Here is a 12,658-nt window from a genome sequence, read left to right on the forward strand (position 1 = left end):
ATACCAATCTCATAATCAGTAACAGTGGATTTAGATTTTCACTGTAATTTTAAAGTTTTGTAGATATCTTCAAATGATTTAACGTAATTTTCCATACTATAACTGGATGCAGATTCAAATGCACCCTTTTCAAGTGGTTTTAATGATTCTGGATTTTCAATTATTTCCTCCAATATCATTCGAAGTTCTTTTTCATTTCCGGGCTGGAAAAGATAGCCATTGTGTTTGTTTTCAATTAATTCTGGAATTCCACCAATTCTACTGGCCACCACAGGGGTGCTGCTGGTCAAACTCTCGTAGATCATCATTGGTGAATTATCGTAACATATAGAAGGAAGAACAGTAAGGTTGGCTTTATGATATGAGTCCAGGAGCTGATCCCGTTCCAGGTAACCATGGAAGATAATGCGGGGATCACCACCAGCAATCTCTTTAAATGCATCTTCATCAATCCCCTTACCATAAATGTGTAACCGAATATGCTCATTTTTTAGTTCCTTAAATGCCTTTATGAGTACATGAACCCCTTTAATCCGGTTTAAACCACCCATATAAGCAATATCTATGGTTTGGTAATCTTTAGTGAATCTCTCAGAGTCTAGTTCAACACCCAGCGGTATCCTGGAGGTTTTAACATCATTGAAGAAGTTAAATGACTTTAATTTATCGATTATGAACTGGGAAGGTGCAGTTAACCAGTCCACTTTCCCATTGATTAACCTTCGCTGCAGGTTACGGTACACATTACACACCATCTGGGGGTCTTCACAGATCTCCCCATTTGCGTGTAAGAGATTGGCCCGTGGACATATCAGGGAACAGTCATGGGCCGTGAATACCAGTGGAATGTCACAATCTTTCACTGCTTTAAAAATGGACATGGAAAACCCTTTGAAGTTGTTAACATGTACCACATCTGGTTTTTCATCTTCTAAAATCTTTTTAACTTTCTGGAGAGAATTAGGATTCCAAATATCAATACTGTGCCATAATGCTTTTTTAGGCGCAGATTTATCCTGATGATCGTAAACTGTGTAAACATTCCATGGATTGATCCGGTGGACCTTCACTCCCCTTACTGAATCTGTGGATTCTTCCTTCTCAGGGCTGGTGGTGATCACCAGAACCTCATGACCCCTTTCAGTGAGGGATTCGGCCAGCTTAGCCACTATTATTTCTGCCCCACCAATGATATGGGGAGGGTAAAGATTGGAAACAATACAGATCTTCATTTTAACTTTCCCTTATTTTATATTATCCCTGTTTATAATTTCGGAAATTTTCTTTAAACCATTAATTTTCCTTAAACCATATATTTGTGAATTAAATCAGCTCTTTGTAAATTGCTTCGGTCATCATGGCCACTCTCTTCCATGTGTACCTATCTTCAACAAGTTTACGGCCGTTTTGTCCCATTTTTGAACTGTTTTTTGATTTTAGAACATCAAGTATGGCACCGGCCAGAGATGCTGAATCTCTGGGGGTTACAATTACTCCTGAATTGGTTTTTTTAATATCTTTAGATATTCCAACTATTTCAGTACTTATCACTGGTTTTGCACAGGCCAGGGCTTCCAGGGCCACAATACCAAAACCTTCCTGGGCTGAAGATATGGATGGAAGAACAAATGCCTGGCATTGATTGTAATATTCCAGAAGACTCTCTTCTGGTATGAATCCATGGAACTCCACGTTTCCTTCTAAGCCTAGAGATTTAACCTGTTTCTGGTAGTAATTGATCAGATTACCCTTTCCACCTACAATAAGTTTAACATCAGGTATTTCCTGTTTAACCTCAGTCAGGGCCTCTAGTAAATAATCCAATCCTTTATATTTATGAAAATCATCCAGAACACTTAAAAAGAACATATCACTTGATTTTTCGTCTTTTTTGGGGTTTGTGGGATAGAATGTGCTGGTATCCACTCCACAGGGTACCACCACCACTTTATCCTGATATTCTTCCAGGTAGGGTGAAAAGTGAATGTAATCTTCCTGGATGATTATTATTCGTTGGGCTGCTTTTAACAGGAGTTTTAAACTGGTGGAATTGTAGAATCTGGCAAAGTAGTTGGATAAACCGGAACCAATAATATCGTTGTAGTAAGAAAGAACCAGTGGTTTCTTTTTCAATTTACCGATGATCATACTCCAGTCTGCACTCCATGGTGTGGGTAAGTGGGTGTGCATGATATCAAAATCAGTTCGGGAGATTTCCAGGGGTAAACTGGGTGTAATATTAGTATTGGCAATTTTACCATAGTAAGGAATTCTTTTAACCTTTATTCCCTTTAAAATTTCTGTTTCAGGTGATGGGGGATCGTTTGCACAGATAACCTGTATTTCATGGCCTGATTTTACCAGTTCCTGTGATAAATAGTAAACGTAATTTTCCACTCCTCCAATAAATGGATAAAACCTTACTGGGGTCTGTAATATGTTCATAATTAACTCCCTATTCCGTGAATAGTAATTGGTAGTGAATAGTAATTGGTGAATACTGTTAATTTGGTAAATGGTTAATTTAGTAAAAATTATGGTTTTAATTTTTCTTTAAGGTTTTAATTTTTCTTTAATCATTCGTTATCTATACTTCTTTAATATTGGCGTTAATGGTTAATATTCCTAACTGGTTATTTAGAGGCTTTCCTGGTAAAATCTTTCCAGTTTACTTACAATTTCTTCCCAATCATATTCCCTAGCGGCATTAACACAACTTTCTTCCATGGTGGTACTGTTTTCCAGGGCCAGAACTATTTTTCTGGAGAGGTCTTCTGGGTCTGAGTCAGCAATAAATCCATTTTTATCGTTTTCTATCAGGTCCACGGCAGCATTAAGTGGGCTGTTAATCACCACCACCGGTAGTCCGCAAGCATTGGCTTCCACTACCACCATTCCAAAACCTTCTCTCCTGGAAGGCAAAACCAGAATTTTAGTGGATTTAAAGCGAGAAATAAGATCTTCCTGATGTTCTAAAAATCCGGTGAATTCCACCGAGTCTTCCAGATCCAGATTTTTACACAGATTCTGCAGTTTATTTTCTTCGGGTCCTTCTCCAATAATAAGACATTTAACACCCGGATGAGTTTTTTTAACGTTACTCACAGATTTAATGAGGAGATCAACCTGTTTATCCCTTATGAGTCTTCCTGCATAAATTATATCCCATTTTTCACTATTTTCTGAGAATGGTCTGATCTCCTGGATTCTGTTGAAATTTATTCCAGGAGGAATAACCACGGAATCTTTCGTTTTACTGATCTTATGTAGCTCCCGATCAGTTCGGGGTGATATGCAGATGATCCGGTTACTCAGTTTCAGGGTTATTTTTTCGATCAACTTCCCAAAAATCCCGATTTTTCCCATGTAATGGTACCAGTAATCACCCCACACTTCCAGAAGGGTTATGATCAGTGTGGATTTTCCACGCATAGAATGTTGTTTGGCCGTGAAACAGGAAAAAAATGGAAATCCCTGGCAATCCACAACATCAAATTTTTCCTGGTTTATGACCGGTAAAAGTTTCCAGGCAAATGTTATTGCTTCTTTGATGGATCTTTTATCATCTTTATAAAGATCCATTGGTTTACCCACTCCATGGAGGTGTATTCCGTCAATGGTTATATCGTTCTGGCCATTATCTGGCCACCACCACCCCCATGAATAGCAGTGTACCTGATGTCCTCTCTTGGCCAGACGAGTGGCAAGTTCATACACTCTTTTTTCGGCCCCTCCGGTAACCCAGGGGTACATGGCATCGTAGATAAAGGCGATCTTCATAATTAACCTCAAATCAATGTATCTATAAAAACAGGTTTATTCTTATTTAAGTTATTTTATTATTAAAAGATTTTGCTAAAATATAATCACTTAAAAAGAGTATAAAAGATGCATTTTCAATGATTAATCTGTGGAGACTTCGGTTACTTTGTATTTTAAACTGATGTTTTTTTTTCACATGCATTTTTTTTAATTTTGCACATATAATTTTCAGTTCAAATAACAGTCCATTACCCCTAAAAATGGATTACCCTCTTAAAAAGGAATTACACTCTTAAAAATGGATTACCCTCTTAAAAAGGAATTACACTCTTAAAAATGGATTACCCAAAAAAGGGGACAAGCTCATAATCGCATCGATGTAATTCATTTCAAAATAACTGTCCAGTCCCATGCCTGTTTTTTAAGGAAGAATGGAGGATTTATTTAATCCTTTTTTTCCTCTTTGTTTAAGAGTAACAGACTTAAAAACATTCCAGAGAATATGGTCTGTATTCCCAGTATGGATAGTATCATGGCCAGCACTGTACTCTGGATCTGGTACAGTGGTCCAAAACCACCGGTACTCCAGTTGTAAAGTACAAATAATCCGATAATAATTCCTGCTGCCAGAAGAACTGCACCTAAAAACAGTTCTTTTTCAAGGGAGTGATAACTCATTATTTTTTTGATGGTTCCTGAACTTCTACTGAATCCATAGGCATCTCCGAATGCTCCAAAGTAAATCCAGGAAAGGAGCATCTGGTAACCAATTAACAGTAATAATCCACCTAACATCAGGGAGTGCATTCTGGATATTCCCTGTATCACTACAATTGCAGTAAGCAGTATTCCGAAAAGCAGTGCGATAGTACCGGGTATTAATAAGAATGGGCCCGGTCGGTACATCATCATAAAACGAAGGTGTCTCCATCCATCGGAAAATGAACTGAGCTTTGATTCTCCACCACGAGGATAATAGGTAATGGGTACTTCAGCGATCTTAAGATTCTTACGGGATGCTTCTATAACCATTTCAGACGCAAATTCCATACCCGCAGTTTTAAGATTCATTTTATCCAGAGCTTCTCTGGTCATAGCTCTCATTCCACAGTGAGCATCAGATATTCCAGTGTGGAAAAGCGCATTTAAAACCCAGGTGAGAAAAGGGTTACCTATGTATTTGTGTAGGGCAGGCATTGCACCGGGCCTTATATCTCCTTTTAATCTTGACCCCATGATAAACTCGGCATCGCCTTTCAAAATTGGTTGAATGAATTCAGCCATTTCATCAAAAGGGTATGTTCCATCTGCATCTCCCATTACAATTATATCACCAGTGGCTTCTTTAAATCCACGGCGGTAAGCATTACCATAACCTCTTTTGGTTTCTAAAACAACTCTTGCTCCAGCTTCAGAAGCTTCATTGGACGTATTATCAGTGGATGCATTATCAACCACCAGTATTTCTGTTTCAAGACCAATATCATGCAATTTTTGGATGGGCACTGTTTTAACAGTTTTGCCCACAATACCTTCTTCATTCAAAGCGGGGATAACGACAGAAACTTTCATAGAATCACTTTACAAATATTAAGCACTTTACAAATATTAAAAAGATTATTTAACTTAGTTTTTCATGTTATATAATTTATGTTCTTTCAGTTCTTGCTTAAAATTATTATTCAATATTTTCATGAACTTTCGTTGGTTTACCTATTAAAATCATACAATATACAAGGTTTTGTAACTTAATATCTCTTGTCCTCAATATCTTATAATTCTTTAAACCAATATAATTGATTATATAAATCTATTTTGTGGTTAATAATCTACTCTGCACACAATAAAATCCTGATTTTCGTAGACCTTTGTGGCATAATCAGGTTTTATTCTGTCAAAATTTGTTGTGATATTTTGACTGAAGTAATATAGGGGGAAAAATTCCGATTGAATGCTCATAACACGTAACCAGGAATCTTCATTGGGAACCACCAACCTCTTATCATATACCAGATATCCAATTTTCTGATCTTTAACCTGGGATAAAGTCATGTTAGGGTAAGTTTTAGTGGCATAAAATTCAAAACCATAATTCATAGGCATTCCTGCTTTAGATCCCAGGAACATCCCGGTGAACTGATTTGAAATCACCAGTGAACGGCTTTTGTTACCGTTTTCCTGGAACCAATTGGCAAGATCTACTTCAGAATCGGATGGAGGAGCTATCTGCACCTTTCCAAATTCATTTTTCACACTGAACACTGAAATATCGGGATCAGTAACTGTTAACACGGCACTTAACATAGAAATGACCAGTATTGCTGATAAAAATATGATTTGAACCTTTTTTGATGATAAAAGTTGGTAATTTTTGATTTTATGGTAAGTAATATGTATTCCGTAACCTCCCAGTATGGAGAGGGGAATTAAAAGATATATGAGCACCCGGTAGGAGATTACATTCACACCAAACCAGTAAGCATTACTTAAAAGAATCATAGCAATGATCCACACCAGTATCACATTGTCTTTTTCTTGGTGTCTTTTAATGGCAGCTATTGCTCCAATTACTGAAAAAATCAGGACCAAAGCTCCCAGGTTTTCCAGATAACTGTAAAGTCCCAGTGAACGATTAAATGGAAGTGAAGTACTCATACCAGTAATAGCAGTTATTCCCTGTTGCATGATAGTTTGCAAAAGTTGAGGGGCTATGATCCAGATTGAAATAACACCTATAACTCCAATGGCTATTATCGCCGTGAAAAAGGATATGAAATTTCCCAGTGCCTTAAAATTCCTGTAAACCACCAGTTCCATGAGCGTAATGCTTATAATTGCTAGTACCAGGCAAAGAGTAGCGGCCTGGTGGGTTGCAATTATCACAATCAATAAAATTCCACCAAGAAGAGCAATTTTGCGATTCTTCTCTTTCAATGATCTGTAATAAAGATAAACTGCCAGGGGGAGAAAGATCAATGCAAGGTTCTCTGGAAGGGCTAAAAACATTCTTCCCAACAGTAAACTGGATAACATTAAAAATCCAGCACCAAACCCTGCCAGTTTACCGTAGAATTTGTTGGCAACGTAAGAAACTGATAAAACGATCAACGATGCTAATACTGGTTGCAGGAATCTTGCAACCTGGAAAAAGTCAACACCCAGACCAGTGCCAATAACAGCAATTAAAAAGTGAAACAACGGAGGATATCCAATTTTTTGACCATTGGGTGCGTTCAATAGTGGATCAATTAATGTGAATCCATTATGTGCGTAAACCTGGGCGTACTGCACATGGTAAATTATATCCCATCCCACTGGCCACTGGTATTTCAAAGTAGGAATTAAGGCTATGATAAAAGCGGCTATTGCCGGCAAGAGAATTAAATATTTTTTATTGTAAATTGAAGTGTAATCCATGTAATTTCACCATGTAATGTGGATTTTATATTATAGGCTTGTTATTATGAATATTTAGGATATTAAATCAATGGAACTCTTCTACGCATTGTAATAAGAGCATATTAACAACCGTTGGTTGGTTTTAGATGATTCCCCTATAAAACAGGATATATGCCAGTATCATGAGAACAATAGCACCTATTACTGCAACTGAAACCATATTCTTATCATTTCCAAAGACTATGGGGATAGGTCCGATTAAAATCACTCCCCCTGTACTAACCTTTGCATTTTCACTGCTTTCCGTTTTTCCAGAGGACTGGAATGCAGTGCCTATGAATATAAGTAACATACCCAGAATTACAGCTGCAATTCCAACGAAAATAATGGTTTCTCCCTTGATCATGTACTTTCACTTTTTCATTTAACAACAATCTATTTTACATTTGGTAAATGGGTAAACTGTTTAGGGTTTATTAATGTAATAAATTATTTATGTTTATTCCTTGTTATTTCGATTGGAATTTAGAATTAGTTGTGTATTTTAATTTATTCTAATTTAACTAATTTATTCTAATTTAATGTTTGCAAATTTAATTTTAATTTAATAAAATGTTTTAAATCATTTCAATTGGTCATGTATCCAACTGTTATCTATATATCCATCAAATTTATTCTAACTTACTAATTTTAATCTAGGACTTATCTATTTTCATTCGAGAAATCTTTCTATTCTTGAATCTTTATAATCAATCTTTTGTAAATAATTTCAATGTAATATTTTAATTTAACCTTCATCTTCTTTTAATATCCTATAATAATTAGATTGATCTGTACCGGCCTTATCTTTACTGGCACGTTTTTCTATGAGTTCAAGGGATAACATCAGGTCCAGACACTCTTCAAGGTTTTCATGGTATTCCTCTGAAATAGCTTCCTGGTGAATCCAATCATCAGTCTTACAAAGAATGTTGTAAATGTCCATTGAGCCTATAAGATTACTCTTCAAGGGTTCTTCAACTTCCAGTTCCTCAATTTCCCCTTTAAGTTCACTGGCCAGTTCCTGAACACTTGCTACTTCATTGGCAGGCACTAAAAATATTACTTGGACTTCTTCGGATAAGAAAGAAGTTCCACGACTGATGTGGATGCGGTTTTCCTGGAATAACAATCCTCCAATGTCTTCCACATGCTCTGCCAGATGTTCGAACTTGTACACCCCACCACTAAAATGCAATATTTTGTACATCAATATCCCCCTTTCACTTAAATACCCCTCTTTATAGATCGTGCAGGGGTTGTACATAAAATTTCCTTAGTTTCCTAAATACAATTATTTAGAAATAATTTTTAAAGGAATTCAAGAATAATCTCCAAGAATTTACCTTTCATTCACGTAAAACCCCTATTTTATGGGAATAATTTTTAGAAGAATTTCTTAATAAACAGGAATGGGAAAAAGTAGGGCATGGTAAATGCGAATTTGATTAGGTTCGTGTTTTGTATTCTGCTTCTTGAAAAATGATTTCAAACTGGGTTCCTTGTTTTAAGTCCAGTTTTATTGTACCATCAAGCTGGTTGGTTAAATTATGTACCAGTTGCAAACCTAAAGTTTCCTCATTTAAGTAGTCTTTGCTGGGTAATCCTATTCCATTATCACTGATTGTTAAATGCCTCATTTCTCCTATTAGTTTGAGGATTATTTCCACCTTTCCTTTTTGTCTTTCTGGAAATGCATTTTTTAAACTGTTTGATACCAGTTCACATATTATTAATCCGCAGGGCATTGCTGTTTCCAGGTTCAGCTTTATATCATCAACATCAGTCACCAGAGTGATCTGATCTTTCTGGATATGGTAAGAATAAAATAAATCATTAACTAAACTTAGGATGTAGTCATGGATGTTTATATTGGTTAAATCCTGTGATTGGTAGAGTTTTTCGTGGACCATTGCCATGGATCTGATTCTGTTTTGACTTTCTTTTAAAACATTAACTGTTTCTTCCTCTTTCACGTATTGTGTTTCCATGCTGAGTAAACTGGAAATGATCTGCATGTTGTTTTTCACGCGGTGATGGATTTCCCGGAGCAGTGTTTCTTTTTCAGCTAAAGAATTTTTAAGCTTCTCTTCAGTCATTTTCAGTTCAGTGATATCATGACCAACTCCCTGATACCCTATTAAATTTTCTTCCACTTTTATTGGTACCAGATGGGTTTGGCAGCAGTGTGTTTTGCCATTTTTATCAATGAACCTCATTATAAAAGGTTCTTCTGGGTTTGATTCAATTATTCGTTTTATGATTTCCTGGCGGCTGTTGATTTTATCTTCAGGATGGAATAACCCCAATTCAGTGAATGTTAGTCCTTTAATATACTCCAAGTCGTGACCCAGATCTTTAATGCAACATTATTAACATCCAAAATCTGCCCTTCAGGATTTATAAAAACAGTATAATCTGGATTTAACTCAAATAACGATTTATATTTAGCATCACTTTCTTTTAACAAATTTCCCATTTGTACATGGTGACTGATGTCAAATATTGCAGAAAAAATTAAGTCCTGGTCATCATCCTTTAGCAAACAATTATTGGTTACGATTTCTACTATTTTTCCATCTCTATGATTTAACTGACCATAATCAATGGATAATGGTTTTTCCTGTTTAAGTTCTGACCATATTTCTTCATGGTATTTTGTTTTTAGGTTAAGGTCCATGTCGAATATTTTCATCTGAAGGAGTTCATCTTTTGAATAGCCTGTAATTTCAGAGGTTATTTGATTGACATCAACGATATTCCCCTCAAAATCATGTATTAATATGGCTTCAATTGGATTCGTGACCATAAATCTATAATTATCATGATTCAAATTATCCGTAATCTTTTCTTCCTTTTGCAATTAAACACTCCCTCTATTGAGGAATATTTCACCTTTTTCATGTTTTTAAAGATTGATCTTGTCAGATTTTTCTTTAATCTTTCATTAGCTCCTAATCACGCTGAGATAATTAGATTTCCTATCAATATTTCGCTCAGGTTTTATTTTTTTCCTGATTTCAGGTTATAATATAATATTTACAAAATTGCTTACGTGGCACATAGTTTTCACAATAACTTAAGCATTAAAACTATTTTTGTGACGAATTTCACGAAGTAAGTGATTTAATACTAAATAAATCAAGGAATTTTATAATGGAATTCCTCTTTCGGTTATTGATTGTTCAGATAATTTAAGAAGTATAACTGCAGGAAAAATCTTTAAATACCAATTTCTATTTTTATTGTGCTTATTCTATCTTTAAGTCAATAAAAAAAAATAAGAATAGATAAAAAATTTATCTATTTCTTTTCTATTTTAATTCGTATTGGAGACTTTATGTCCCTTTTCCTGATCTGCCATCCCACAAATAGAATCAAGATCATAATGATCAACCAGCTAGGGAATAAATTCAAATAAAAATTGGATGATTCATGCAGATAAGGTTTTCACTGATAAAATTTTGTTAATAAAAAAATAAGCTAAAATTTATAAATTGCAAACGTTTAAGAAGGGGTTTACTTAAGATCCTTCTTCCTTTTGGCGTATCAAAAAACCATTTTGGATTAACATTGAATATTTGTGCTTAGAATATTTGTTATAAGAGGCAATGTCCGTGAACCGTGAATGAATGTTTTTATCTTTGTATTTGAATTGTGCGGATACTATGCCTAATTTTTGAGATTGAGTTTTTATACCATCTTTTTCAAGGAGTTCTTTTGTTTTGTGGACTTCAATAGAATTCTGAAAAACACCAAGACATGGAATTTTCTCATAGTCGTAAATAAAATTAATAATAGGAATTGTAACGTGGGCAAATTCATAGGTAACTGGTGGTGCAACTGGCCCTGTTTTTAAACTGAAGATAACATCGGTTAGTATAATGTTCATTTTGGATTCACTAACCGTGTATCCTGCAATGACCTTATTGATTATATCTGAATATTTTTTAGTTATTAGTGAGGGTTTTTTGTCATTGTCCATTTTATCCAACCTCCCTATAAATTAACTCCCCATAACTATACATTATACATCTTTTTTAACAATTAAAGCTTTTTAATATTTGATTTTTTTTTATTGGAATTAGTTAAGCTGTTAAGATGTGAAAAAATGTAGATTCATGGATTTTTTCAGATTTTTAATCAATTGATGATTTTATGAATTGGAAGTATGAGTAAATTTTGAACTAGTTTAAGTAAGTCAGTTTGATTACTAAGCCTGATTGAATTAGAGTTTCTAGAACAAATAATGGATATATGGAATTTAGATAAAGGTAATGAATATAATAAATGGAATTATTAATAACATTCTTCCTCTATCTATTTTTCCACATAATATCATTTTCATTTCATTAAAATCTCATCAGGCCGACAAACAGCAATCCCGGTATCTTCACCCAGTTCTTCTATTTGGATTATCCAGTCTGTGTTTTTATTATGGTATTCAAGGTTCAGCTTGTCATACAATTCACCGGATATCTGATTGATTAATTTATCTGGTGAAATGATACTGTCTAGGCCCCTCAACCCCTCATCTTTCAATTGGCATTGTACTGTGAAAGATTCATTCTTATCTATCTTCTGGGATGCCAGTTTAAGAATATCTTTAATTACACTCTCCACTGGTGAAGATACTACTGAATCTAGGGGAACTGCTCTTTCAATGGCAATAGTTGAAGTTTTTCTCAGTTGATTTATGGTTTCAGCGGGGTTTACGTTCATTTCTACAGTAACTATGTCATAAAACTCTGATTCGGTGATATAGAACCAAGCATCTGTGGAGGTAAGTGCAGTTTCTATTTCCTCAATTCCTTTATCTTCTGTTTTTATGCCTTTTATTCCATATTCTGCAAAGTCACCATCTTCTTTAAATTTTACCATTAAAACAAAACAATCTACATTTTTTTCAGATTTTTTATTGTTCATTTAATAACCCCCTCACCCCTCAGTGGGATAAGATATTCGATAAGTATTAATAATAGTATGAAGTTAATAAATTTTATGGTATTTTTGCTTACTAATGATCAGTCAGCAACTCTTAATATTGATTTTGTGATCTCAATGTTGTTTCTGCTGGTAATTATTGGCAGTGTTTTTAGCATTGCTGAAGGACGTTTTGAAACAGTGAATAAAGCCGATGAAGCTGCACAGGCACGTTCCATTTCAGAAAAAGTTGCTATAACCATTGAAGAAGTTTATGCAGGTGGAGAAGGTCATGAAATAAAAATTGAAATGCCACCAGATATAAAAGGGTCAAATTATGATGTAAGCGTTAATCAGTCCGGAGTATTGATTCAAGTGGGTGGTTGGAGCGGATATTCCTATTCTTTTTTTAAAAAGATTTCTAACTATAATCTGAACCAGGAAGAAGTAACAATGCACCCCAATAAAAATTACACTGTTAGAAATGTAAAAGATGGTAAAAGTAATAAGGTGATAATATTTTAAAAATTCAATC

General features: G+C 34.9%; 12 protein-coding genes. 1 reads left to right on the plus strand and 11 read right to left on the minus strand.

Features of this window, described 5'->3' with window-relative positions:
* Positions 1 to 38: 38 nt before the first annotated feature.
* The 11 genes from A994_RS10960 to A994_RS11010 all read right to left on the minus strand — a co-directional run bounded on the left by A994_RS10960 (position 39) and on the right by A994_RS11010 (position 12,126).
* Positions 39 to 1,232: a glycosyltransferase family 4 protein gene (locus tag A994_RS10960; protein WP_004031662.1), complete on the minus strand. Its 1,194-nt coding sequence runs from the start codon at positions 1,230 to 1,232 to the stop codon at positions 39 to 41.
* Between the two features lie 91 nt (positions 1,233 to 1,323).
* On the minus strand, positions 1,324 to 2,445 hold the full coding sequence (locus A994_RS10965) for a glycosyltransferase family 4 protein (RefSeq protein WP_004031664.1): 1,122 nt from the start codon (positions 2,443 to 2,445) through the stop codon (positions 1,324 to 1,326).
* Positions 2,446 to 2,637: 192 nt separating this feature from the next.
* A complete protein-coding gene (locus tag A994_RS10970) occupies positions 2,638 to 3,780 on the minus strand; it encodes a glycosyltransferase family 4 protein (protein WP_004031666.1) in 1,143 nt (380 codons plus the stop codon).
* 426 nt (positions 3,781 to 4,206) lie between these two features.
* Positions 4,207 to 5,334 (minus strand): glycosyltransferase family 2 protein, encoded by a 1,128-nt coding sequence (locus A994_RS10975; protein WP_004031667.1) that lies wholly within the window; start codon positions 5,332 to 5,334, stop codon positions 4,207 to 4,209.
* Between the two features lie 249 nt (positions 5,335 to 5,583).
* Positions 5,584 to 7,179, minus strand: a complete 1,596-nt coding sequence (locus A994_RS10980; RefSeq protein ID WP_004031668.1) for an STT3 domain-containing protein — start codon at positions 7,177 to 7,179, stop codon at positions 5,584 to 5,586.
* Between the two features lie 124 nt (positions 7,180 to 7,303).
* Positions 7,304 to 7,567 carry a TIGR00304 family membrane protein gene (locus tag A994_RS10985; RefSeq protein ID WP_004031669.1) on the minus strand — a complete coding sequence of 88 codons (264 nt, stop codon included), beginning with the start codon at positions 7,565 to 7,567 and terminating at the stop codon, positions 7,304 to 7,306.
* Between the two features lie 381 nt (positions 7,568 to 7,948).
* Complete coding sequence (locus A994_RS10990) at positions 7,949 to 8,410, minus strand: methyl-coenzyme M reductase family protein (protein ID WP_004031670.1); 462 nt, start codon at positions 8,408 to 8,410, stop codon at positions 7,949 to 7,951.
* A gap of 238 nt (positions 8,411 to 8,648) precedes the next feature.
* Positions 8,649 to 9,542 (minus strand): sensor histidine kinase, encoded by an 894-nt coding sequence (locus A994_RS10995; RefSeq protein ID WP_004031671.1) that lies wholly within the window; start codon positions 9,540 to 9,542, stop codon positions 8,649 to 8,651.
* Positions 9,521 to 10,063: a PAS domain S-box protein gene (locus tag A994_RS11000; protein WP_004031672.1), complete on the minus strand. Its 543-nt coding sequence runs from the start codon at positions 10,061 to 10,063 to the stop codon at positions 9,521 to 9,523. The genes A994_RS10995 and A994_RS11000 overlap by 22 nt, the downstream gene beginning before the upstream one ends.
* 660 nt (positions 10,064 to 10,723) lie before the next feature.
* Complete coding sequence (locus A994_RS11005) at positions 10,724 to 11,185, minus strand: hypothetical protein (RefSeq protein WP_004031673.1); 462 nt, start codon at positions 11,183 to 11,185, stop codon at positions 10,724 to 10,726.
* A gap of 359 nt (positions 11,186 to 11,544) precedes the next feature.
* A complete protein-coding gene (locus tag A994_RS11010; protein ID WP_004031674.1) occupies positions 11,545 to 12,126 on the minus strand; it encodes a THUMP domain-containing protein in 582 nt (193 codons plus the stop codon).
* A gap of 135 nt (positions 12,127 to 12,261) precedes the next feature.
* Here A994_RS11010 and A994_RS11015 point away from each other — a divergent pair, with 135 nt between their 5' ends.
* The gene (locus tag A994_RS11015; protein ID WP_004031675.1) at positions 12,262 to 12,648 is read left to right on the plus strand and encodes a hypothetical protein; all 387 of its coding nucleotides are present in this window, start codon (positions 12,262 to 12,264) and stop codon (positions 12,646 to 12,648) included.
* The last annotated feature ends 10 nt before the right edge of the window (positions 12,649 to 12,658 follow it).

Origin of the sequence: Methanobacterium formicicum DSM 3637 (genome assembly GCF_000302455.1) — an archaeon.
In the GTDB taxonomy this organism is placed as follows: Archaea; Methanobacteriota; Methanobacteria; order Methanobacteriales; family Methanobacteriaceae; genus Methanobacterium; species Methanobacterium formicicum_A.